At 40.8% G+C, this 25,161-nt stretch carries 24 protein-coding genes and 1 other annotated feature; of the genes, 23 read left to right on the top strand and 1 reads right to left on the bottom strand.

Going from position 1 to position 25,161, the window contains the following annotated elements; genetic code table 11:
- Window position 1: 1 nt before the first annotated feature.
- The 11 genes from DWW33_RS11925 to DWW33_RS11975 all read left to right on the top strand — a co-directional run bounded on the left by DWW33_RS11925 (window position 2) and on the right by DWW33_RS11975 (window position 9,783).
- Entirely contained in the window at window positions 2-856 is an 855-nt protein-coding gene (locus tag DWW33_RS11925) for a dTDP-4-dehydrorhamnose reductase family protein (RefSeq protein ID WP_118639591.1), read from the top strand.
- Between the two features lie 4 nt (window positions 857-860).
- Window positions 861-1,985 carry a non-hydrolyzing UDP-N-acetylglucosamine 2-epimerase gene (wecB, locus tag DWW33_RS11930; RefSeq protein ID WP_118639592.1) on the top strand — a complete coding sequence of 375 codons (1,125 nt, stop codon included), beginning with the start codon at window positions 861-863 and terminating at the stop codon, window positions 1,983-1,985.
- Between the two features lie 3 nt (window positions 1,986-1,988).
- A complete protein-coding gene (locus DWW33_RS11935; protein ID WP_118639593.1) occupies window positions 1,989-2,963 on the top strand; it encodes an FkbM family methyltransferase in 975 nt (324 codons plus the stop codon).
- The gene (locus DWW33_RS11940) at window positions 2,964-3,977 is read left to right on the top strand and encodes a polysaccharide biosynthesis protein (protein WP_117841470.1); all 1,014 of its coding nucleotides are present in this window, start codon (window positions 2,964-2,966) and stop codon (window positions 3,975-3,977) included.
- A 17-nt stretch (window positions 3,978-3,994) separates the two neighbouring features.
- A complete protein-coding gene (locus DWW33_RS11945; protein ID WP_118639594.1) occupies window positions 3,995-5,050 on the top strand; it encodes a pyridoxal phosphate-dependent aminotransferase in 1,056 nt (351 codons plus the stop codon).
- Complete coding sequence (locus DWW33_RS11950) at window positions 5,031-5,963, top strand: LicD family protein (RefSeq protein ID WP_199650778.1); 933 nt, start codon at window positions 5,031-5,033, stop codon at window positions 5,961-5,963. Before DWW33_RS11945 ends, DWW33_RS11950 begins: the two co-directional genes overlap by 20 nt.
- A complete protein-coding gene (locus DWW33_RS11955) occupies window positions 5,960-6,670 on the top strand; it encodes an IspD/TarI family cytidylyltransferase (RefSeq protein ID WP_117841468.1) in 711 nt (236 codons plus the stop codon). The genes DWW33_RS11950 and DWW33_RS11955 overlap by 4 nt, the downstream gene beginning before the upstream one ends.
- 9 nt (window positions 6,671-6,679) lie before the next feature.
- Window positions 6,680-7,738 (top strand): NAD-dependent epimerase/dehydratase family protein, encoded by a 1,059-nt coding sequence (locus tag DWW33_RS11960; RefSeq protein WP_118639595.1) that lies wholly within the window; start codon window positions 6,680-6,682, stop codon window positions 7,736-7,738.
- A 20-nt stretch (window positions 7,739-7,758) separates the two neighbouring features.
- Complete coding sequence (locus tag DWW33_RS11965) at window positions 7,759-8,973, top strand: CgeB family protein (RefSeq protein WP_118088081.1); 1,215 nt, start codon at window positions 7,759-7,761, stop codon at window positions 8,971-8,973.
- Window positions 8,974-9,244: 271 nt separating this feature from the next.
- Complete coding sequence (locus tag DWW33_RS11970; protein WP_022242920.1) at window positions 9,245-9,511, top strand: DUF4160 domain-containing protein; 267 nt, start codon at window positions 9,245-9,247, stop codon at window positions 9,509-9,511.
- Between the two features lie 26 nt (window positions 9,512-9,537).
- Window positions 9,538-9,783 carry a DUF2442 domain-containing protein gene (locus DWW33_RS11975; protein WP_022242921.1) on the top strand — a complete coding sequence of 82 codons (246 nt, stop codon included), beginning with the start codon at window positions 9,538-9,540 and terminating at the stop codon, window positions 9,781-9,783.
- A 67-nt stretch (window positions 9,784-9,850) separates the two neighbouring features.
- Here the strand turns inward: DWW33_RS11975 and fliD are convergent, their stop codons facing one another.
- Window positions 9,851-11,152, bottom strand: coding sequence for a flagellar filament capping protein FliD (gene fliD / locus DWW33_RS11980; RefSeq protein WP_117841464.1), 1,302 nt, complete (start codon window positions 11,150-11,152; stop codon window positions 9,851-9,853).
- A 309-nt stretch (window positions 11,153-11,461) separates the two neighbouring features.
- Between fliD and rpmG the strand changes: the two genes are divergently transcribed.
- The 12 genes from rpmG (at window position 11,462) to rpoC (ending at window position 25,136) form a co-directional block, all read left to right on the top strand.
- Window positions 11,462-11,611, top strand: coding sequence for a 50S ribosomal protein L33 (gene rpmG, locus DWW33_RS11985; protein WP_117697288.1), 150 nt, complete (start codon window positions 11,462-11,464; stop codon window positions 11,609-11,611).
- Window positions 11,612-11,656: 45 nt separating this feature from the next.
- Entirely contained in the window at window positions 11,657-11,866 is a 210-nt protein-coding gene (gene secE / locus DWW33_RS11990; protein WP_022242923.1) for a preprotein translocase subunit SecE, read from the top strand.
- Between the two features lie 17 nt (window positions 11,867-11,883).
- A complete protein-coding gene (gene nusG / locus DWW33_RS11995) occupies window positions 11,884-12,402 on the top strand; it encodes a transcription termination/antitermination protein NusG (RefSeq protein WP_022242924.1) in 519 nt (172 codons plus the stop codon).
- A gap of 15 nt (window positions 12,403-12,417) precedes the next feature.
- A complete protein-coding gene (gene rplK / locus DWW33_RS12000) occupies window positions 12,418-12,843 on the top strand; it encodes a 50S ribosomal protein L11 (protein WP_022242925.1) in 426 nt (141 codons plus the stop codon).
- A gap of 53 nt (window positions 12,844-12,896) precedes the next feature.
- A complete protein-coding gene (gene rplA, locus DWW33_RS12005) occupies window positions 12,897-13,589 on the top strand; it encodes a 50S ribosomal protein L1 (protein ID WP_022242926.1) in 693 nt (230 codons plus the stop codon).
- Between the two features lie 34 nt (window positions 13,590-13,623).
- Window positions 13,624-13,769, top strand: a sequence feature (ribosomal protein L10 leader region).
- Window positions 13,770-13,816: 47 nt separating this feature from the next.
- Window positions 13,817-14,392, top strand: a complete 576-nt coding sequence (gene rplJ, locus DWW33_RS12010) for a 50S ribosomal protein L10 (RefSeq protein ID WP_022242927.1) — start codon at window positions 13,817-13,819, stop codon at window positions 14,390-14,392.
- Window positions 14,393-14,446: 54 nt separating this feature from the next.
- Complete coding sequence (gene rplL, locus DWW33_RS12015) at window positions 14,447-14,821, top strand: 50S ribosomal protein L7/L12 (protein ID WP_117697286.1); 375 nt, start codon at window positions 14,447-14,449, stop codon at window positions 14,819-14,821.
- 162 nt (window positions 14,822-14,983) lie between these two features.
- Window positions 14,984-15,304 (top strand): hypothetical protein, encoded by a 321-nt coding sequence (locus DWW33_RS12020; protein WP_118056678.1) that lies wholly within the window; start codon window positions 14,984-14,986, stop codon window positions 15,302-15,304.
- A gap of 207 nt (window positions 15,305-15,511) precedes the next feature.
- Window positions 15,512-16,063 carry a sigma-70 family RNA polymerase sigma factor gene (locus DWW33_RS12025; RefSeq protein ID WP_118173120.1) on the top strand — a complete coding sequence of 184 codons (552 nt, stop codon included), beginning with the start codon at window positions 15,512-15,514 and terminating at the stop codon, window positions 16,061-16,063.
- Window positions 16,064-16,067: 4 nt separating this feature from the next.
- The gene (locus DWW33_RS12030) at window positions 16,068-17,222 is read left to right on the top strand and encodes a DUF4179 domain-containing protein (protein ID WP_117946048.1); all 1,155 of its coding nucleotides are present in this window, start codon (window positions 16,068-16,070) and stop codon (window positions 17,220-17,222) included.
- A 364-nt stretch (window positions 17,223-17,586) separates the two neighbouring features.
- Window positions 17,587-21,444, top strand: a complete 3,858-nt coding sequence (rpoB, locus tag DWW33_RS12035; RefSeq protein ID WP_117946051.1) for a DNA-directed RNA polymerase subunit beta — start codon at window positions 17,587-17,589, stop codon at window positions 21,442-21,444.
- A 20-nt stretch (window positions 21,445-21,464) separates the two neighbouring features.
- Window positions 21,465-25,136 carry a DNA-directed RNA polymerase subunit beta' gene (gene rpoC / locus DWW33_RS12040; RefSeq protein ID WP_117697278.1) on the top strand — a complete coding sequence of 1,224 codons (3,672 nt, stop codon included), beginning with the start codon at window positions 21,465-21,467 and terminating at the stop codon, window positions 25,134-25,136.
- Window positions 25,137-25,161 lie beyond the last annotated feature (25 nt).

The raw sequence follows: 25,161 nt of genomic DNA on the forward strand, positions 1-25,161 counted from the left end.
CGTGAAATATTTAATCCTTGGAGTGAATGGAATGGCAGGACATATGGTGGCACAGTACCTGCTGGAACAAAAACATGATGTAACAGGGTTTGCAAAAAAAGAAAGTGCGATATGTAAGACAATCATAGGTGATGCCTGCAGGAAAGACGAGCTTTTGGATGCAATTACAGCTGATGATTTTGATGTGGTGGTAAATTGTATTGGAGTATTGAATACAGCAGTAGATAAGAAACTTTCGGATGGAATTTATTTAAATAGCGTATTCCCACATTTTCTGGCAGAAAAGTTAGAGAATACAAAAAGTAAGCTGATACATATCAGTACAGATTGTGTCTTTGAAGGTACAAAAGGAAAGTATACAGAAGAAGATCTGCCGGATGCAACATCCTATTATGGACGTTCTAAGGCATTGGGAGAAGTTTGTGATAACCGCAATCTTACAATCAGGACTTCGATTGTAGGACCGGAATTAAAGGAAAATGGAATCGGACTTTTTCACTGGTTTATGTTGCAGAGAAATTCTGTGAGCGGATATAAAAATGTAATCTGGTCCGGTGTTACAACCTTACAGCTGGCAAAAGCAATTGAAGCAGATGGAAAGAAGAATCAAAAAGGACTTTACCATCTGGTAAATAATGAAGAGATCAGTAAGTATGCATTATTGGGATTGTTTAATCAATATTGCAGAGAAAAGAAGATTGAAATAAAAGAAAATTGTAGTATTGTTAATAATAAGTCATTGGTTAATACGCAGGATGAAATTTTTGAAGTACCGTCTTATGAAAAGATGGTAGAAGAAATGGCAGAATGGATACAGAAACATCCACAGCTTTATCAACAGTATAAAGGAGTATAGCATAATGAAAAAATTGAAAGTGATGACAATTGCCGGAACAAGACCTGAATTGATTCGATTATCAGAAATTATAAAGAAAGCAGATTTGTATTTTGAACATATATTTGTGCATACCGGTCAGAATTATGACGCAAGGTTAAATGATATTTTTTATGATGATTTAAAATTAAGAAAGCCGGATTATTATCTGAATGTAGTTGGAGACAATCTGGGAGAAACGATGGGAAATATTATTGCAAAATCCTATGAACTGATGCAGAAGGTAAAACCGGATGCATTGCTGATACTGGGGGATACCAATTCCGCATTGACTGCAATTTCTGCAAAACGTTTAAAGGTTCCGATTTTTCATATGGAAGCGGGAAACAGATGCTTTGATGAGAATCTTCCGGAGGAAACCAACCGACGTATTGTAGATCATATTTCGGATGTCAATCTTCCATATACAGAACACGCAAGAAGATATCTGATTTCAGAAGGAATTCGAAAAGAACATATTTATGTAACCGGTTCTCCGATGAAAGAGGTGATTCTGGCACATCAGAAAGAAATCGAGGAAAGCAATGTGTTGACTACTCTTGGACTGACAGAAAAGAATTATATTGTTCTTTCAGCACACAGAGAAGAAAATATTGATAATGAGAAACATTTTGAAAGTCTGATGAATGCGGTAAATAAGATGGCAGAAAAATATCAGATGCCGGTTATTTATTCTTTGCATCCAAGAAGTGCCAAATTTGTAGAACAGCGTAATTATCAGTTCCATCCACTGGTAAGGAAAATGCCGCCATTTAATTTTACCGATTATAGTGCGTTGATGAAACATGCTTTTTGTGTGGTATCAGATAGTGGAACTATGCCGGAAGAATCGGCGGTCAGTCATTTCCCGGCAGTATGTATCCGCACTTCTACCGAGCGGCCGGAAGCATTGGACAAGGGCTGTTTTGTAATTGGTGGGATTACAGAAGAATCTTTGTTACAGTCTGTTGATATGGCTGTGAGAATGGCTGAACTGGGAGATTTTGGAGAAGCAGTTCCGGATTATGAAGCCGTAAATGTTTCTTCAACTGTAATAAGAATTGTTCAGAGCTATACACGCATTATTGACGATAAGGTCTGGAGGAAATAGCACATGAGATACACCTGTAAAACCAACATAAATGAATTGAGAACTTCCTATGACTATCTGGTTGGCTGGGGTGCCGGAAGGGATGAATATGACAGACGATATAATTTAAGCCTGTATCAATTGGATTATATGATTGATGCAGCCAAAGAGAACTGGGGGAAAATCCGCTGTGGCATAAAGATGGAATCCGAGGAAATATTAAAGAATCTTGTCGGAAAAAAGGTCTGCTTTATTATATATCCGAATATTGAACTGGAGATAATGCCGGAAATAGAAAAATACCTCAAAGAGTATGATTTTATTGCATCCCGATTAATTGACTGTCCACAGGCACCGTATTTACATTCTTATGCAACTGCAAATGAAGATATTATTTTTACACAATTGATAGAGGCACTGGGAATAAAGAATCCACTATATGTTGACATTGGGGTCTGCCATCCGGTAGTCAGAAATAATACTTATCTTCTATATGAAAAAGGTTATACCAATGGCATATTAATAGAGCCGAATGGAAATATGTGTGAACTGGCACAGATATATCGACCAAAGAATAAAATTGTTGAGGCGGGAGCCAGTGGTGACGAAGGTGGAATTCTCCGCTATTATATGAATCATCAGTCCAGCTTGAAAGGTTATAATACATTTAACCAGGAGGTTGCAGAACGAGAAGGATTTGCAGACAATTATAAGGATGTTCCGGTAATGAATATCAATCGTATTCTGGAAGAAAACTGTACCAAAGCCCCGGATATTATTGACATTGATACAGAAAGCATGGACTTTGAAATATTGGAAGCTTTAGATACAGATCGTTTTCGAGTAAAGCTGATTTGCGTAGAAGTATGGGGACGGGAAGCTGAATTTTCACAGATGATGGAGAAAAAAGGCTATGTTCATTATATGTCTACGATAGAAAATACACTTTATATTGCAAAAGAGGCAGCAGAGCAGCTAAGAAACAGGAGGATTAGATAGATGGGATTCTTTACAGACAAAACATTGATGATTACAGGTGGAACCGGCTCTTTTGGAAATGCGGTTCTGAAAAGATTTTTAGATACCGATATCAAAGAAATCCGTATTTTTTCGCGAGATGAAAAGAAACAGGATGATATGAGAAAGTTGTATAATAATACAAAAATTAAATTCTACATTGGAGATGTTCGTGACATACGAAGCGTACAGGATGCAATGCATGGTGTAGATTTCATATTTAGTGCAGCTGCATTAAAACAGGTTCCGTCCTGCGAATTTTTCCCGATGGAAGCGGTTCGAACCAATATAATTGGTACAGATAATGTATTAACAGCAGCAATTCAGGCGGATGTGCAGAAGGTAATTTGTCTTTCTACTGATAAGGCTGCATATCCGATTAATGCGATGGGTATCAGTAAGGCGATGATGGAACGTGTTTTTGTGGCAAAATCAAGAACAACAGATGTGACTACAATCTGCGGAACCCGTTATGGTAATGTAATGTGCTCCAGAGGTTCTGTTATTCCACTGTTTATCGATCAGATAAAGAGCGGAAAGCCGATTACAGTTACAGACCCTGAAATGACACGTTTTTTAATGAGCTTGGATGAGGCTGTGGATTTGGTAATGTTTGCGTTTGAAAATGCAAAGCCTGGAGACATTATGGTGCAGAAGGCTCCGGCATGTACAATCGGAGTTCTGGCACAGGCCGTAAGAGAACTTTTCCATGATACCAATGAAATTCATTATATCGGAACAAGACATGGCGAGAAAAAGTATGAAACTCTTTTGACCAGAGAAGAATGTATGCATGCATTTGACCTTGGAAATTTCTATCGTGTTCCGGCGGATAACAGAGATTTAAATTACGAACAGTACTATGAAAAGGGTCAGGTAGAGAAAGCAAAATTAGAAGAATTTACATCGGATAATACCACGATTCTGAATGTAGAGCAGGTAAAGGAAAAACTGCTGTCATTGGAATATGTTCGTAATGAACTGGAAAATATGTAATTTAAGAGGAAATACATATGTATTACATCAATGAAAATATTAAGGATTTATACAGAGTAAAATTTCATGATAACCGGGAAGGTGTACTTCGACTGGATATGAATGAAAATCCGGGCGGACTTCCGGAAAAAGTGTTTCGGCGGGTGATGGAAAAAATCACACCGGAGTATCTTGCAACATATCCACAGAAAGATAGACTTATGGAAGCAATTGCGAAACATGATGCATTGCTTTATGAAAATATTTCTGTAACGGCGGGGTCAGATGAGGCAATGCGGCTGATATTCCAATGTTTTGCAAAAGCAGGTGGGAAAGTTGTTACAGTTGCACCGACCTTTGAAATGTATGATGTATATGCCAAAATGTTTGGAATGCAGCATGTGATGGTAGAATATCACGATGATTTTACGGTTGATGTAAATGACATTTGTAAAGAAATAGACACTCAGACCAATATTGTTGTATTGCTGAATCCCAACAGCCCGATTGGAACGGTATATAAGGACAATGAAATAGAAGAAATTATAAGAAAAGCGCAAGAGATGGGGGCGTTCGTAGTGATTGATGAAGCCTATCATTATTTTTATAAAAAGAGTGCTATTTCTTTGGTTAAAAAATATGACAATCTTATGGTGCTTCGGACATTTTCCAAACTATTTTCCATGGCAGGACTTCGAATCGGATATGTTGCGGGATGTGAGCAACTTATTTCCTATATTGAAAATGCGGAGTCAACTTTTAATGTAAATAATGTTGCGATTCTGTTTGCACTGGAAGTGATCCAGGACAGTGATTTGGAAAAGAAACTGAAAAAAAAGGAGCGGGAAGGCAGACAGTGGCTGTTAAAGAAACTGGAAAAGAAAGAGTATACCTGTTATGCCGGAGAGGGGAACTATATTCTGGTGAAGCCGGTAAAACCATCGGCAGAGGTTGTGGCAGAATTAAAAGAAAAAGGAATCTGGATTCGGGATTATAAGAAGGGTGTATTGAGTGGATGGATACGGATTTCCACCGGAGCAAAAAAATACATGAAACAGTTTTGGGAGGCATTTCTTGAAGTTGAACGGTCGTAAGAAAGATATAGTAGAACAGAACAACACTGAAATCATATTATCGGATCAGGAACTGCGTAAGTTGCAGTTGGATTTATTGGAGATGCTGATAGAAGTAGACCGTATCTGCCGGAAATATCAGATTGCATATTCGCTGGACGGAGGAAGCCTGCTTGGGGCAGTGCGTCATGGAGGATTTATTCCATGGGATGATGATGTAGATGTCATTATGCGAAGAAAAGAATATCAGAGATTTTATAAAGCGTGTAAAAGAGAACTGGATCAGAAACGTTTTACTTTGCAGGAATACCGGACAGATAAGAACTATCGCTGGGGCTATGCAAAGCTGCGGCGTAAGGGAACAGAATTTGTCCGGCTGGGACAGGAACATATGCAGAGCACAAGAGGAATTTTTCTTGACATATTTGTAGTTGATAATGTTCCGGATGGATATATTTTAAGAAGGCTGCATTATATGGCATGCTATGTAATTCGTAAACTGTTGTATTCTGAACTGGGGATGAAGGCAGCTTCTTCCGGATTGAAAAGGAAGTGGTTTGGCTGTTTATATCGTGTAGTTCCAAGAGATACCATATTTTCCTGGCGGAATCGAATTGCCGGAAGGTGTAACAGGAAAAGGACAACATTGGTCAGTCATATGACATATCCTTATCCGCATGGAAAATATGGTATGCCGGCAGAGTGCTTTGATGAAATGATGGATATGCAATTTGAAGGATATTCTTTCCGGGTGTTTAAGGAATATGATAATTATCTGAGGGAATTATATGGAGATTACAGGAAACTTCCTCCAAAAGAAGAACGAAAGGCACATTTAAGTGTATCCAAAATTCAACTGCTAGAGCCGGAAGATATTTTCTCAAAAGAAGAATTAAATCGACTGGGTTATTATGTGAGGGAGGAAAACAAATGAATATTGCATTATTGATTGCAGGTGGTGCAGGTACAAGAATGAAACAGGATATTCCGAAGCAGTTTCTTACGGTAAATGAAAAACCTGTTATTGTATATACATTAGAGGCATTTCAGAAACATGTTGAAATAGATGTTATTGCGGTAGTGTGTCTGGAAGGATGGGAACATGTATTAGAAGCATATGCCAGACAATTTAATATAACTAAATTACAACATATTTTCCCGGGTGGAGACTGCGGACAGGCATCTATCCGAAATGGAATTTATGCATTGGAAAAAGAATATGAAAAAGATGATATTATATTGATACATGATGCGAACAGACCAATGGTATCGGCAGATATTATATTAGACTGCATTGTGAAGACAAAACAGTTCGGAAATGCAATTCCGGTTATTCCATGTGCAGAGGCAATGCTTGAAACAGAAGATGGCATGGTATCTACGGGAAGTTATCCAAGGGAAAAATTAAAGCGGACACAAACTCCGCATGGATTTAAATTAGGGGATATCTGCCAATTGCATCGAGAAGCAGAAAAAGCAGGAATAACTAATTCGGTGGCTTCCTGTACATTGATGATAGAACTGGGAAAACAGGTGCATTTTTCCATGGGCTCAGAGAAGAATATAAAAATTACAACAGTGGATGATGTTGATATATTTAAGGCACTGCTGCTGGCAAAACGGTCAGAGTGGTTAAAGTAGGAAGGCAAAATGAGCAGATATAACAGCGAGACATATCGGAAAGATTTGCAAAAAACAATTGAGTCAACCAATGATATCTTAAAGGCGTTAGAAGGAAAAAAAGTATTGCTGACTGGTGCAACTGGATTGATTGGTGCTGCGATTGCAGATTTATTAATCTGGTACAACAAGGATAGAAATGTGCCGGTTGAACTATATGCAGCCGGTAGAAATGAGAAACAGATAGAAGAAAAATTCAAGCCTTATGAAAAAGCAGCCTGGTTCCATATTGTTCCATATGAAGCTACTGGAAAAATTAAATTTGAATGCCCGGTGAACTATATTATTCATGGTGCAGGAATTGCCTATCCGAAAATGTTTACTCAAAGTCCGGTAGAAACGATGCGGGTAGCATTATATGGAACAGATCAGATATTAAAGTATGGAGTGGAACAGAAGATTCAGCGGATGGTATTTATTTCTTCCAGTGAAGTGTATGGAAAACATGCAGGTGAAAATCCATTGGAAGAGTCGGAATATGGATATATAGATTTGCTGAATCCGAGATCTTCTTACTCTATGGGAAAACGTGCAGCAGAGACAATGTGCATCAGTTATGCAAAAGAATATGATCTTCATGTTACAGTTGCACGTCCAGGACATATTTATGGACCTACAGCTCGGAGAGAGGATAATCGTGTATCTTCCATGTTTGCATATGATGCAGCAGATGGCAAGAATCTTATTATGAAAAGTAATGGTACGCAGATAAGGTCCTATTGCTATGCGTTGGATTGTGCATCAGCAATTTTATTTTTACTTTTAAAAGGAAAAAAGGAACTGGCATATAATATTTCAAATAGAAATTCCATTATGTCTATAAAAGAGCTGGCAGAGCAATTTGCAAAGGAAGCAGGGGTTCAGGTGCAGCTTCAAATTCCCAAAGAAGAAGAACGACAAGCATTTAATCCCATGGATAATTCCAGCCTGAATGGGGAAAAGCTGGAGTTGCTGGGCTGGCAGGGACTTTTTGGTGGAGAAGAAGGTACGGCACATACAGTAAGAATTATCAGAGAAGGAAGACTATAAGATAGCAAAGGAGCCACCCCATGAATATTTTGGTTTACCGCTGGAATTCCTACAACTACATAGACATCATTGCAACATTCCAATCCATGGGACATCAGGTGGATGTAATTGAGCAGGAACTGGAAAGCTATGATGAGGATGAAGTGTTTGCGGCACGTTTGCATGGTATCTTGCAGCAGAAAAACTATGACTTTGTCTTTACGGTGAATTATTTTGCAGTGATTTCCGGAGTATGCCAGCAGATGGGGATAAAGTATGTATCCTGGAGCTGTGACAGCCCGCTGCTTAGCATGTATCACAAGAATGTATTCTTGGACTGCAATTATTTCTTTCTCTTTGATAAGACCAATTATCTAGAATTCAAGGGAATGGGCATAAAACATATCTGGCATCTGCCGCTGGCAGTGGATACGAACCGGCTGGATGAGCTATTTGCACAGGATACTATGGATAAAATGCAGTTAGCAGAAACAGATAGTGGGAATGCCTCAAAACATTCGGTGCGGGATTTTGCAGGCGGGATTTCTTTTGTAGGAAATTTATATGAGAAGAACAGCTATGATGAACTGGAAAAAAGGTTCCCGGAATATTTGCGGGGTTATTTTGATGCTGTCATGGAGGCACAGCTTAATATCAGCGGCGGCAATATAATCGAACCGATGTTGACTGCGGATATCTTAGAGCGTGTATCGGAATATTTTGAACTGAAGAAATCGAAGGATTCTTTTTCTGATCTGGGGCTGGTATTTGCAACAACGGTGCTTGGATTTAAAACTGCTTCTTTGCAGCGGCAGCGTGCATTGCTGGCGCTGGTGGCTAAATTCCCGGTAAACCTTTATACAAATACAGGCGGAGATACTTTGCTTCGGGTAAAGAATTGCGGCTCAGTAGATTATTGGTCGGAGATGCCGAAGGTATTCCACTATTCGAAAATCAATCTTAATTTTACGATTCCGAATATCAAGAGCGGGTTGCCTCTACGGATTTTTGATGTACTTGGTGCAGGTGGATTCCTGTTGACCAATTATCAGGCAGAATTACCGGATTATTTTGAAATTGGAAAAGATTTGGCTTGCTTTGAATCCGAAGCAGAACTGGTAGAAAAATGCAGCTACTATCTTACCCATGAGGAAGAACGACAGCAGATAGCAAAGAACGGTTATGAGAAAGTGAAGAACTGCTGCAGCTATCGGAAACGTTTGAAGTTTATGTTGGAAAAGATTGGGGAGGAGTAGAAGATAGTGGATTTATAAAAAAATTAGAGACGCTTTACAGTGTTTTTAGAAACTTGTATTGTATATGCTTCGACGGTTATGTTACAATAGCTACGAAGCATATTTTTTCATAATTTTGGCAATATGCAAAAAGGAATCCGTATAATGCCTCATTTCATAGAATCAATGAACACATCTTATATTTCTTGAAAAATTCATGCTTTAAACTCACAAAAAAAGCAGGATTTTTTTAGAAAACTCCTGTGAAAAATTGCATAGGAGGAAGAACGAAGTGCCAGCATTATCAATGTTTTATGGAATTATTGTACGCATGCAGAGTGAAAAAGGTGGAAAACATAGTAAACCACATATTCATGCGTTGTATGGAGAAGAGGAAATTGTAGTTTCGCTGAATGGAGAAGTATTGGAAGGCAAGTTCCCTAATCGGCAGTTAAAAATGCTATTGGCATGGATGACAATCCATGAAGATGAATTATATGCCAATTGGAAAATGCTAAGTGAGGGAGAAGGCTATTTCCGGATAGCTCCATTAAAATAATGGAACAGAACAAGGAGGATATGAAGATGCTTAGACCAACGGCTACAAGCGTTCGGGCGGAAGAAGGTTATATTCTTGATGTTGAATTTGATAATGGAGAAAGAAAGCGGTTTGATGTTAAACCATATATAAAAGGCTCGTGGTATGGAAAATTGGAGAACCCGGATTACTTTAGAAGGGTAAGAACAGATGGATATACTGTTGTATGGCCGGAAGGTCAGGATATCTGTCCGGATGAATTGTATACACAAAGCACCAGCTTCGCAAAATAAAGAACATAACCTGCTACCGGCGGCAAAAAAATAAGACCTGATTTTTTCCACATGTAAAAGTCAGGTCTTATAAATATTTATCCAGCATCAAACCAGAGTACATAGACGTAATATAAGGTGTGGCAAAATTCTTGCCCGGGTTCTTGTAAGCAACAATTACTTTGTCCACGTACTGCATCGGATTTAAGGAAGCCTGGTTGGCTTTTGCACTTAAGGCATTCTTAAAGCGGTTTAATACATGGAAACTCTCGGCGGCATCATCCGATTCGACAGCGTCCGCCAGTAAATCCCGGTCAACGGAAATAGTAGAATCAGAATTTATAATAAGTCCGATGGCTTCAAAATCATTTTTAAAATGCTGTGCAACACCGCTCATATCAGAAAGCAGCTTCTGGCTGGTCGGCTGCGACTCGCGGTATTCATTAGCGGTATCCACCATGGAATTATAGGAATCCACCAGTTCCTGAATATTATCGGCAACGGCATCCACATTTGCTTTAAAACCAAGGGTAGCAGGTCTGCCTTCCGGGCTGACCGCTTTCAGGTGTACTTCAAAAGTATTGTTGATGGTAAACGTATTGGAATAGGAACTGTGTTCCGTACCGTTTAACAGAAAAACGGAATTGGAAGCTGCATCCGTAACCTTGTTAATACCAAGCTTATCCATTGCCTGTATGGATTCGTTGGAAGTTCCCGGCAGAATCTGGAACAGAAAATCTTCGTCATCCTTAAGACCGGTCTGTCTGGAAGTTAAGACCAGGGCACTGTGGCCGGAGTCATCTTCTTTAACATCTGCGTGAATGCCAATGCTGGCAGTATTGAAAAGCTTTGCCAGCTTATCCTGGACACTCCGGTTGGTATCATCCGGATTTACATTGAACTGGAACTCATAGGAAGCACTGCTGGTATTCAGATCAAAGGAATAACTGCCTGGTTTAAAAGCAAGCTGGTCATCCTTTAAGTAATTACCGTAGTTTAACTGCGGAGAAGCAAGCTTCTTGATTTCCATCTGAAAGCTGTTGGTATTCTCGCCGGAATCTCCGTTTCCAATATAATCTGCATCAACAATATCATCCTGATCAGAAACGGCAATTTTTTTCTGAAAAGCCTCTGCAAGACTGTCACCGGTGGATAAAGAAGCAATGACATTTTTTAAATCACGGGCATGCTCTTTGATATCGATAGCAAACTTCTGTGCATCAGCAGAATCTTTTATTTTGTAAAGAGGGGATTCTTTATTGATTTTTACAATATTATTGTAAACAGAGCGCAACTCACTCTTCTTGTGGGAATCATACCGGGAAACGGTAGACTTGCCATAAGTTGTAAGATAATAGTTATACATATTATCAAGAATAGCAGATGCCATAAATAACCCCCTCCTTTCTTCCATGAAATGTGCATCTTCTTAATGCCGGGGTATAGTAAAATCCATTTATACATATCTAATATAGCATAAAAATAAGAAAAAGTCATCTACAAGATATACAAAAAATGTTGCAAAAACGCTAGATTTTGTGGTAATATATGTACTGGATTACAAGTTTACAGAGAATGTGAAAAAAGAGTTGACGCTCCATGTGGTTTGTGCTATCATAGACTAGCTTGGAAGTAAGTCTTTTTTTTATGCCTAAAAATAGGCATAGAAAACACAAAGAAAGTAATGGAGGTGGAAGTTGTGCGCACAAAGATTACATTAGCATGCACAGAATGCAAGCAGCGTAATTACAACATGACAAAAGACAAGAAAGCTCATCCAGACAGAATGGAGACAAAGAAGTATTGTAGATTCTGCAAGACTCATACATTACACAAAGAAACAAAATAATTTGTGAATGCGTGACAATGAGCAAAAAGAAAAGGAAGTGACAAAATGGGAGAAACCGAAAACAAGAACACAGCAGTAAAAGAGAGCTGGTTCGCCGGTCTTAAGGCTGAATTCAAAAAAATCATTTGGCCTACAAAAGAATCACTTGCCCGTCAGACAACAGCAGTTGTTATTGTGTCAGTTGTACTTGGTCTGATAATTACACTTCTGGATACAATCATCCAGTACGGTGTGAATTTTCTAGTGAATTTATAATGGAGGCATAGGTGATTATGGCAGAGGCACACTGGTATGTAGTTCATACCTATTCAGGTTATGAGAATAAGGTCAAAGCGAACATCGATAAGGCAATCGAGAACCGGCATTTAGAAGAGCAGATACTCGAAGTCAGAGTACCGATGCAGGATGTTGTCGAGCTTAAGAACGGTGCGAAAAAGCAGGTTCAGAAGAAAATGTTCCCGGGATATGTGCTTATCAATATGGTCATGAATGATGATACCTGGTATGTGGTAAGAAATACCAGAGGCGTAACCGGATTTGTTGGACCGGGATCTAAGCCGGTACCACTCACTGACGCTGAAATGAGACCACTGGGAATCAAGTCAGACAACATTGTCGTAGATTTCGATGAAGGCGATACCGTCGTTGTAATCGGTGGTGTGTGGAAGGACACCATCGGTGTTATCCAGCGTATGGATCACGGAAAACAGATTTGTACGATTAATGTGGATTTATTTGGCCGGGAGACTCCGGTCGAGATTAGTTTTTCAGATGTAAAGAAGATGAATTAAAGGAGGCAACCTCAAATGGCAAAGAAAGTAGAAGGATATATCAAATTGCAGATTCCTGCCGGCAAAGCAACTCCGGCACCACCTGTTGGACCTGCTTTAGGTCAGCATGGTGTGAATATTGTGGAATTCACAAAACAGTTTAATGCAAAAACAGCAGATATGGGAGATACAATCGTTCCTGTAGTTATCACTGTTTACGCAGACAGAAGCTTCAGCTTCATTACAAAAACTCCTCCAGCAGCAGTACTGCTGAAAAAAGCCTGCAACTTAAAGAGTGCATCTGCAACTCCGAACAAGACAAAAGTTGCAAAGATTTCTAAAGCTAAGCTTCAGGAAATCGCTGAACTGAAAATGCCAGACTTAAATGCTGCATCTGTTGAAGCTGCAATGAGCATGATTGCAGGAACAGCAAGAAGTATGGGAATCGAAGTAGAGGACTAAATGGAAACGTGGGAGGGTACCACTCCCGATAATACCACAGGAGGTTATTTAGAATGAAAAGAGGAAAGAAATATTTAGAAGCTGCAAAATCAATTGATAGAGCAACTTTATATGATCCGGCAGAAGCAATCGGACTTGCAAAGAAAGCAGCCGTTGCAAAATTTGATGAGACTATCGAAGTTCACATTCGTACCGGATGTGACGGACGTCATGCAGATCAGCAGATCCGTGGTGCAGTTGTATTACCACACGGAACTGGTAAAGCTGTAAAAGTATTAGTATTCGCAAAGGGAACCAAATTAGACGAGGCTCAGGCAGCAGGTGCTGATTTCGTTGGTGGAGAGGAATTAATTCCGAAGATCCAGAACGAAGGATGGCTTGACTTCGACGTTGTTGTTGCAACTCCTGATATGATGGGTGTTGTTGGACGTCTTGGTCGTGTACTTGGACCGAAGGGCTTAATGCCAAACCCAAAAGCTGGAACTGTTACTATGGACGTTACCAAGGCAGTAAACGATATCAAAGCCGGAAAAATCGAGTATAGATTAGACAAAGCAAATATTATCCATGTGCCAATTGGAAAAGCATCCTTTAGTGAAGAACAATTAGCGGACAACTTCCAGACTCTTATTGATGCCGTAAACAAAGCAAAACCGGCTACATTAAAAGGTCAGTACATGAAGAGCGTTTCTGTAGCTCCTACCATGGGACCGGGTGTAAAAATCAACCCACTGAAGCTTGTTTAGTTTTTGTTATTGACATCCAAGATATTAATTGCTATAATAGCAAAGCATATTGCCGAAGACAGTAGGTGCCGTAAGGCGTAACCGTAGAGAACCTACCGAGGAAATGCAGATACTTATGTATTTGTAAATGAGATTTCAAATCCTCTCTGTCTTCCACAGAGAGGATTTTTTAAGGTAATGTACCTGTCTTTCGCAAGATGAAAAATAAAGAAGGAGGTGCACGATTCGTGGCAAAAGTAGAACTTAAACAGCCTATCGTACAGGAAATTTCTGAGCAGATTAAAGATGCACAGTCAGTAGTAGTCGTTGACTACCGTGGACTTACCGTTGCAGAAGATACTCAGCTGCGTAAGCAGTTAAGAGAAGCTGGTGTTGCTTATAAAGTATATAAGAATACATTAGTTAATTTTGCAATCAAAGGAACTGATTTCGAAAGCCTTTCCGACGTATTGGAAGGACCAAACGCATTCGCAATTTCAACAACAGATGCAACAGCACCTGCAAGAGTAATTGCTAAATTTGCAAAGACAGCTCCTGCACTTGAGATTAAAGCCGGCGTAGTAGAAGGAACCTTCTATGATGCAGATGGAATGAAAGCAATCGCTACAATCCCATCCAGAGAAGAATTACTTTCCAAATTCCTTGGAAGTATCCAGTCTCCTATTACAAACTTCGCTCGTGTTATTAATCAGATCGCTGAAAAAGGCGGCGCAGCAGACGTAGAAGTTAAGGCAGAAGAGGCAGCACCTGCAGAAGAAGCTCCAGTAGAAGCTCCTGCAGAGGAAGCTCCAGCAGCAGAATAATCTGCAAACCAATCAATTTATTGAAAACAAAACCAAAAACGGAGGTAAATTAAAATGGCTAAATTAACAACAGCTGAGATGATTGACGCTATCAAAGAGTTAAGCGTATTAGAGTTAAATGAATTAGTAAAAGCTTGTGAAGAAGAGTTCGGTGTATCCGCAGCAGCAGGCGTTGTAGTTGCAGCAGCAGGTGGAGACGCAGCAGCAGCAGAAGAGAAGACTGAGTTTGACGTAGAGTTAACAGAAGTTGGACCAAACAAAGTTAAGGTTATCAAAGTAGTTCGTGAAGCTACTGGCTTAGGCTTAAAAGAAGCTAAAGACTTAGTAGATGGCGCTCCTAAGATCGTTAAAGAGCAGGCTGACAAAGCTACAGCTGATGACATCAAAGCTAAATTAGAAGCTGAAGGTGCTAAAGTAACATTAAAATAATTTTTAATTCACAACTGAATTAGAAATGATAGGAATCGGATTCATAGAAATATGGATCCGATTTTCTTGTAGTTTATAGGACTTTAGACCTATTGACGAAAAAAGGAAATATGTAATAATAGTAGCGTAACTTGAAAACAATATAAGAACAGGAGATTAGTTATGAACACAGGACTTAAGGTATGGCTCTGGATTGTATTTGTAATCAATATCATTTCCGGAGTAATGATGATTCCGTTAATGCTCATTCAGCCACTGCTGATTGTCAGCCTCATTGCAGAAGTGCTTATTATCGTAGGTGCCGGCCTGATTTTGTTTGCACAGAAGAAGGTTGGATTCTATCTGATGATTGCATGTGCAGCAATCGGTCTGGTAATCAACATCTTTGGCGGGGTTGGAGTGGTAAAAAGTATCATCAGCGCAGTATTGTGCCCACTAATTACATACTTATTTATGCAGAAAGACTGGGACAGCTTCCGGTAAAGATGAACTCCACCTGAAGAAGCTGGCACTGGCAGCTTTTATGGATGATGGACAATGAAGAGACCTTCTGGCAGAAATGCCGGGAGGTTTTTTGCTTTATAGAAAATATTTTTATAAAAGTGATAGATTTAAGACATCAGATTCGTAATAATAAGTGTAGCTGCAAAAATGCAAACCATGGTGCATGAAGCAAAAGGCAGGATAACAATGAAGATAACAGAGAAGAATTATATTCAGCAATTACAATTGCATAATGAAGAAGCATTGATTTATGTCATAGATATGTATGGTGGATTGCTTAAGGCGGTCATCCGGAAACACTTATTTACCATGCCACAGAAACAGGAAGAATGCATGAACGATGTGCTGCTTTCCATCTGGGAACACGCAGCATCCTTTGATGATAAGAAGAACAGCTTCAAGAACTGGACGGCAGCCATTGCCCGGTACGAAGCCATCGACTATCTTAGAAAATATAAGCGGGACTTGGAACAGCTTTGTATGGATGATGTGACAGCGGCGGAAAATGACAGGATGTTAGAACAACTGATAGAAGGGGAATTAAGCCATGAAGTAGAACAATTGCTTTTGTGCCTGAAACCTCTTGACCGGAAAATATTTATGAAATTATTTGTAGAGGAAGAATCTGTAGAGCAGATAAGCGAAGATACCGGACTTCCGAGAGATGTCATTTACAACCGGGTATCCAGAGGAAAGCGGAAAATGAGAAACATGTATTTGAAACAGAAGGAGGCATGAAGAGATGAAAGACGATAAAATCTATGAAATGTTAAATGATGCGGAAATTGATTTGAATGAATATGAAGTAGAAGAGTTATCCTCCGAAGAAAAGGAACGGTATAAAACGAGAATCCGGATGGAGGTAAAACGTATGAATAGGGAAACAAGGAATAAGAAAAATAAAAATATAAGAAAAATTGCGGCAGGAATGGCAGCAGCCTGTGCGGTTGCAGTAGGAGTAGCAGGATTTTCTAATTCTGCACTGGCAGACAGCATCTACAGCAACACAATCGGAAAACTGATTGGCGCAACACAGGGAGATAAAGATGAAAAGGAACTTTCGGATATCTATTCTACCATTGGAAAAGAGTCCACGGAATTGGTTTCGGATAATCAGTGTGTGCTGGAAACAGACCAGAGTGGAGTAAAGATAAGCGTTTCGGATGTGTATTGCGATGGTTACCTGCTTTACTACACAACCACCCTTAGCACAGACAATGAAAAACTGAATGAATCAGATTGGATTATGGGACCGCAGAGTGATAAGGTGATGGAAAATGTTTCTATCAATGAAACACTGATTCAGTCGGCAATCGGGCAGCCTTTTGAAAAGGCAGAGGACGGAAGCTATGTGAAGATGGAACAAATTGATTTATCAACATTGACTGATGAAAATGATAATCCGATTGATATTTCGGACTTGAAAGATTTTACCATAACCTGGAGCATAGACACATTAGAAGGCTATCTTTCCGATGCATGGGATGAAAATGGAGAATATCAGACCACCACAAAAGTAAGCGGAGACTGGCAGCTCTCCTTCCCGGTGCATGTGGATACTTCCAAGAATGAGACCATCGCAGTAAATAAAGAAGATAATGGTGTTGCAGTAAATCAGGTGATCAAAACCGGTGCCGTCTTGATCGTTGACATGCAGCTCCCGGATATTACCGGCGCACCGTACAATGACCCATATAATGACCCGGATATATTTATTACCGACGAAGCAGGCAATGCAATGTGGTGGTTAGACGGCCGGTTTACCCCAAATGAGGATGGAAGCCAGAGTGAACGGATTATGCTGCTTTATAATGGAGAGAGTACAATCCATATATCCGTAACCAACAAAAATGGTGCAGGTGAAAGTATTGCAGAACTGGATGTGGACTTAAAATAAAACCGGAAGCAATAAAATAGATAATGAAATATGTAATAGAATAGAAAAATAAAGAAAAAAGCAACTATGGGATGCAAAGAAAAAAGCATTTCATGGCTGCTTTTTCTGATGTTAGGCAGTTATAAAAAACGCAGATGGCAGGCTGCATCACTGCGAGGATGAAAATTATTCCCCAATATTGAAAAATATATGCATATTGTGCGAAAATAATGCTTGACTTTAGAAAACTACTTGTGGTATCATATACGTTGCACTATTGTGGTGAGGTGGCTTTACTATATCCTTTTTTAGGAAATGAAGCCCAAAGAATATAATTTGCTGAAATTTAGTGGATTGAGAATAAAAAACGAGAGGTGAAACGTCAATGGAGAAAAACAGAATACGTCCGGTGAAGGCTGGAAAAGGCATACGTATGAGTTACTCAAGACAAAAAGAGGTATTGGAAATGCCAAACCTGATTGAGGTCCAGAAGGATTCTTATCAGTGGTTCTTAGACGAGGGCCTGAAAGAAGTGTTTGCAGATATCTCTCCGATTGAGGATTATAGCGGACATCTTAGCTTGGAATTTGTGGATTTCACATTATGTGAGGATGATGTGAAGTATACAATTCCGGAGTGTAAACAGAGAGACGCAACTTATGCAGCTCCTTTGAAGGTAAAAGTCAGACTGTATAACAAAGAAACAGATGAAATTAATGAACATGAGATTTTTATGGGCGATTTACCTCTCATGACAGAGACCGGAACCTTCGTTATCAATGGAGCAGAGCGTGTTATCGTAAGCCAGTTGGTTCGTTCCCCTGGTATTTACTATGGCATTGCGCATGATAAAGTAGGTAAGGAACTCTATTCCTGTACCGTAATCCCGAACCGTGGAGCATGGTTAGAGTATGAAACAGACTCTAATGATATTTTCTATGTACGTGTTGACCGTACCAGAAAAGTGCCAATCACAGTATTACTGCGTGCATTAGGACTGGGAACCAACCAGGAAATTATAGATTTATTTGGCGAAGAGCCAAAGATTTTAGCATCTTTTGGAAAAGACGTTGCTACAAGCTACGAGGAAGGTCTTCTGGAATTATATAAGAAGATCCGTCCGGGCGAGCCTCTTTCTGTTGACAGTGCAGAGAGCCTGATTACCGCAATGTTCTTCGACCCAAGACGTTATGACCTGGCAAAAGTAGGTCGTTATAAATTTAACAAGAAGCTGGCATTTAAGAACCGTTTACGTGGGAAAGTGCTGGCTGAAGATGTTGTTCTTGAGACTACCGGAGAGGTAATTGAAAAAGGAACAGAGCTGACCAGAGAGCTTGCAGAAGAGATTCAGAACGCAGCTGTTCCGGCAGTATATATTGCTACAGAAGAAAGAAATGAAAAAGTTCTTTCTAATATGATGGTAGACCTCACTACCTATGTTGATGTAGTACCGAAGGAAGTTGGTATTACTGAGCTGGTATATTATCCGGCATTAAAGAAAATCCTGGATGAAAATGAATCCTTGGAAGATATCAAGGAAGCAATTCGTAAAAACGTATCTGAACTGGTTCCAAAGCATATCACCAAGGAAGATATTTTTGCATCCGTTAACTACAATATGCACTTGGAGTGGGGCATTGGAAATGACGATGATATCGACCATTTAGGTAACCGTCGTATCCGTGCCGTAGGTGAGTTATTACAGAACCAGTACAGAATCGGACTTTCCAGAATGGAACGTGTGGTTCGTGAGCGTATGACCACCCAGGATCAGGAAGGAATTTCTCCACAGAGCCTGATTAATATCAAACCGGTAACCGCAGCAGTGAAAGAGTTCTTCGGATCTTCCCAGCTGTCACAGTTCATGGATCAGAACAACCCGCTGGGTGAGCTGACACATAAGAGACGTTTATCTGCATTAGGACCAGGTGGTTTATCCAGAGACCGTGCCGGATTCGAGGTTCGAGACGTACACTACTCCCATTACGGAAGAATGTGCCCGATTGAGACTCCTGAAGGACCGAACATCGGACTTATCAACTCACTGGCATGTTATGCAAGAATTAATGAATATGGTTTCATTGAGGCTCCATATCGTAAGATTGATAAAACAGATCCTAAGAATCCGCGTGTTACAGAAGATGTTGTATACATGACTGCAGACGAAGAGGATAATTACCATGTGGCACAGGCGAATGAAAAGCTGGATGAAGAAGGACATTTCGTAAGAAATTCCGTTTCCGGCCGTTATTTAGACGAGACACAGGAATATGACAAGCAGATGTTTGATTATATGGACGTATCTCCTAAGATGGTATTCTCTGTTGCTACCGCATTGATTCCGTTCTTGCAGAACGATGATGCGAACCGTGCGCTGATGGGATCTAACATGCAGCGTCAGGCAGTACCTCTTCTTACCACAGAAGCTCCTGTAGTAGGAACCGGTATGGAAACCAAGACTGCAGTAGACTCCGGTGTATGTGTAGTTGCAAAGAAATCCGGTACTATTGAGAAATCAGAGTCAAACCAGATTACCATGAAGAATGATGATGGAACAAGAGACGTATACAAACTGACCAAGTTCTCACGAAGCAACCAGTCCAACTGCTACAACCAGAGACCAATCGTGTTCAAAGGTGATCATGTAGAAGCTGGAGAAGTAATTGCTGACGGACCATCTACCTCTAATGGTGAGCTTGCTCTTGGAAAGAACCCGTTAATCGGATTCATGACATGGGAAGGTTACAACTACGAGGACGCTGTTCTTCTGAGTGAAAGATTAGTACAGGATGATGTTTATACATCTGTTCATATTGAAGAGTACGAAGCAGAAGCCCGTGATACTAAATTAGGACCGGAAGAAATTACAAGAGACGTTCCTGGTGTCGGCGATGATGCATTGAAAGACCTTGATGAAAGAGGAATCATCCGTATCGGTGCAGAAGTTCGTGCCGGTGATATTCTGGTAGGTAAGGTTACTCCAAAGGGAGAGACAGAGCTTACCGCAGAAGAGAGACTGTTACGTGCCATCTTCGGTGAGAAAGCAAGAGAAGTAAGAGATACTTCCTTGAAAGTACCACATGGTGAATATGGTATCATTGTAGAGGCGAAAGTATTTACAAGAGAAAATGGTGACGAATTATCCCCTGGTGTAAATCAGGCAGTTCGTATTTACATTGCACAGAAGAGAAAAATCTCCGTTGGAGATAAGATGGCTGGACGTCATGGTAACAAGGGTGTTGTTTCCCGTGTACTTCCGGTAGAAGATATGCCATTCCTGCCGAACGGCCGTCCACTGGATATTGTATTGAACCCATTGGGTGTACCTTCCCGTATGAATATCGGTCAGGTCCTGGAGATTCACTTAAGTCTTGCAGCGAAAGCACTTGGATTTAACATTGAGACTCCTGTATTTGACGGCGCACGAGAGATTGATATTCAGGATACCCTGGAACTGGCAAATGATTATGTCAACTCCACCTGGGAAGAATTTGAAGCAAAATATAAAGATACATTGCGTGAAGATGTAATGCAGTATCTTTCCGATAACAGAGACCACAGAGAATTATGGAAGGGCGTTCCGATTTCCCGTGACGGAAAGGTTCAGCTTCGTGACGGACGTACTGGAGAAGAATTTGACTCACCGGTTACCATTGGCCACATGCATTACCTGAAACTGCATCATCTGGTAGATGATAAGATTCATGCACGTTCTACCGGTCCTTACTCCTTAGTAACGCAGCAGCCTCTGGGTGGTAAAGCTCAGTTTGGTGGACAGCGTTTCGGAGAGATGGAGGTTTGGGCACTGGAAGCTTATGGTGCATCTTACACATTACAGGAGATTCTGACTGTGAAGTCCGACGACGTGGTTGGCCGTGTGAAGACATACGAAGCAATCATTAAGGGTGACAATATCCCTGAACCGGGAATCCCAGAATCCTTCAAGGTACTTCTCAAAGAACTTCAGTCCCTTGGTCTTGATGTCAGAGTATTAGACGAAGACCGTAACGAAGTTGAACTGATGGAGACCAGCGAATATGGTAACACAGATTTGAATTCCATTATCTCAGGCGATAAAGATTTCGCGTTTGAAGACAGCGAGTCCTTCGGAAAGATGGGCTTTACCAAACAGGAATTTGATTCTGAGAGTGGAGAACTCAACAACGTAGAAGAAGAGGAAGAGGATGATGACGCAGGCTTCGATTTTGACGATGCTGCCGATGAAGTTCTTGACGAAGAATAAATAGGAAGGGAGTGTCATTAATGCCAGGAACAGTAAAACAGGAAACTTACCAGCCGATACAGTTTGATGCAATTCAGATTGGTCTGGCATCACCTGAGAAAATCAGAGAGTGGTCCAGAGGAGAAGTTAAGAAACCTGAGACCATTAACTATAGAACTTTGAAACCGGAAAAAGACGGATTATTCTGTGAGAAGATTTTTGGACCGAGCAAAGACTGGGAATGTCATTGTGGTAAGTACAAAAAGATTCGTTATAAAGGTGTTGTCTGCGACCGCTGTGGTGTTGAAATTACCAAAGCCAGCGTTCGTAGGGAGCGTATGGGACATATCGAGCTTGCAGCTCCGGTATCCCATATCTGGTACTTCAAAGGAATTCCATCCCGTATGGGATTAATCTTAGATCTTTCTCCAAGAACATTGGAGAAGGTTCTGTACTTTGCTTCCTATATCGTACTGGATGCAGGTTCTACAGATTTATCTGTAAAGCAGGTATTATCCGAGCAGGAATATCAGGATGCAAGGGAAAAATATGGCAGCTCTTTCCGTGTTGGAATGGGTGCAGAAGCCATTCTTGAGTTATTACAGGCAATTGACCTGGAAAAAGACGCAGCAGAGCTGAAAGCAGAATTAAAAGATGCTACCGGCCAGAAACGTGCAAGAATCATCAAGAGACTGGAAGTGGTAGAATCCTTCCGTGAATCCGGAAACAAACCGGAGTGGATGATTATGACCGTTATCCCGGTTATCCCACCAGATTTACGTCCTATGGTACAGCTGGATGGTGGACGTTTTGCAACATCTGATTTAAATGATTTATATCGTAGAATTATCAATAGAAACAACCGTCTGAGAAGATTGTTAGAGTTAGGTGCACCTGATATCATCGTTCGTAACGAGAAGAGAATGCTGCAGGAAGCAGTAGATGCCCTGATTGACAACGGTAGAAGAGGAAGACCGGTAACCGGACCTGGTAACCGTGCTCTGAAATCTCTGTCCGATATGCTGAAAGGTAAATCTGGACGTTTCCGTCAGAACCTTCTTGGAAAACGTGTAGACTACTCTGGACGTTCCGTTATCGTCGTAGGACCGGAACTTAAGATTTATCAGTGTGGTCTGCCAAAAGAAATGGCAATCGAGCTGTTTAAACCGTTTGTTATGAAAGAGCTGGTTGCAAACGGAACTGCACACAATATTAAGAGTGCAAAGAAGATGGTTGAAAGATTACAGCCGGAAGTCTGGGATGTCTTAGAAGACGTCATCAAAGAGCATCCGGTTATGCTGAACCGTGCTCCTACACTGCACAGACTCGGTATTCAGGCATTTGAGCCAATCCTGGTAGAAGGTAAAGCAATTAAGCTTCACCCATTGGTATGTACCGCATACAACGCCGACTTCGACGGAGACCAGATGGCTGCCCATTTACCACTGTCACAGGAAGCACAGGCAGAATGCCGTTTTATGCTGCTTTCACCGAACAACCTGTTAAAACCTTCTGATGGAGGCCCTGTAGCCGTTCCTTCACAGGATATGGTTCTTGGTATCTACTATCTGACACAGGAAAGACCAGGTTCCTTAGGAGAAGGTGGATACTATAAGAGCGTAAACGAAGCAATTCTGGCATATGAGAACCAGGCACTGACCTTACATTCCAGAATCCATGTGCGTGTTCATAAGACCATGCCGGATGGAACTGTTAAGACTGGTGTCGTTGAGTCAACACTGGGAAGATTTATCTTCAATGAAATCATTCCTCAGGATTTAGGTTTTGTAGATAGAAGCAAGCCTGAAAATGAACTGGTACTGGAAATCGATTTCCATGTGGCAAAGAAACAGTTAAAACAGATTCTGGAAAAAGTTATTAATACACACGGAGCAACCAAGACCGCTGAAGTATTAGACGATATTAAGTCCATGGGTTACAAGTACTCTACAAGAGCAGCTATGACCGTATCTATTTCAGATATGACAGTACCGCCTCAGAAACCGGAAATGATTGCAAAGGCTCAGGATACGGTAGACCGCATTTCAAGACAGTACAAACGTGGTCTTATTACAGAGGAAGAGCGTTACAAAGAAGTTGTTGAAACATGGAAAGAGACTGATGATGAGCTGACAGAAGCACTGCTTTCCGGTCTGGATAAATACAACAACATCTTCATGATGGCAGATTCCGGAGCCCGTGGTTCTGATAAACAGATTAAACAGTTAGCAGGTATGCGTGGTTTGATGGCTGATACAACCGGTAGAACAATCGAGCTGCCTATCAAATCAAACTTCCGTGAAGGTCTTGAAGTATTGGAGTACTTCATGTCCGCACATGGAGCCCGAAAAGGTATGTCCGATACTGCGTTACGTACTGCCGATTCCGGTTACTTAACCAGACGTCTGGTAGACGTATCACAGGACCTGATTGTCCGTGAATCTGATTGCTGCGCAGGCACAGGAAGAGAGATTCCTGGTATGTATGTCAAAGCATTCATGGATGGAAAAGAAGAAATCGAAAGTCTTGAAGAGCGTATTACAGGAAGATTCTCCTGTGAGACAATTTGCGATAAAGATGGTAATGTGCTTGTAAAAGCAAACCATATGATTACACCAAAACGTGCTGCAGCAATTATGAGTAAGGGTGTAGATGAGAATGGAGAGCCATTAACCAAGGTTAAAATCCGTACCATTCTTACCTGCCGTTCCCACATCGGAGTTTGTGCAAAATGTTATGGAAGCAATATGGCTACCGGTCAGGCAGTACAGGTTGGTGAAGCAGTTGGTATTATCGCAGCTCAGTCTATCGGAGAACCTGGTACACAGCTTACCATGAGAACATTCCACAACGGTGGTGTTGCCGGTGACGATATTACACAGGGTCTTCCTCGTGTCGAGGAGCTGTTTGAGGCAAGAAAGCCTAAGGGACTTGCAATTATCACAGAATTTGGTGGTGTTGCAACCATTAAAGATACCAAGAAGAAACGTGAGATCATTGTAACAAACAATGAAACAGGTGAGACTAAGACTTATCTGATTCCTTACGGTTCCAGAATTAAGATTATGGATGGCGCAGTATTAGAGGCTGGTGATGAACTGACCGAAGGTTCTGTAAATCCACACGATATCCTTAAGATTAAGGGCGTACGTGCCGTACAGGATTACCTGATTCAGGAAGTACAGCGTGTATACCGTCTGCAGGGTGTTGAGATTAATGATAAACATATCGAGGTTATCGTTCGTCAGATGTTAAAGAAGATTCGTATTGAAAATAACGGAGATTCTGAGTTCCTGCCAGGAACATTAGTAGATAATCTGGATTACGAAGAGATGAATGAGCAGTTAGAGGAAGAAGGCAAAGAGCCGGCAGAAGGTAAACAGGTATTACTTGGTATTACCAAAGCATCTTTGGCAACCAACTCCTTCTTATCAGCAGCATCCTTCCAGGAGACAACTAAGGTTCTGACAGAAGCAGCTATCAAGGGCAAGATTGACCCATTGATTGGTCTGAAAGAGAACGTAATTATCGGTAAGCTGATTCCGGCTGGTACTGGTATGAAGCGTTATCGTAACATCAAACTGAACACAGATGTAAACGAAGAGGAAGAACTCTCCTTTGATGATTTTGACGGATTCGATGAAGCACCTGTGACAGATGAAATCGAAGAGACAGAAGCAAAAGAAGAAGTAACTGCTTCTACAGAAGAATAAGAGTCAGTTCTGTGAACTGGCAGAG

Origin of the sequence: Roseburia sp. AF15-21 (assembly GCF_003479505.1) — a bacterium.
Taxonomy (GTDB): domain Bacteria; phylum Bacillota; class Clostridia; order Lachnospirales; family Lachnospiraceae; genus Roseburia_C; species Roseburia_C amylophila.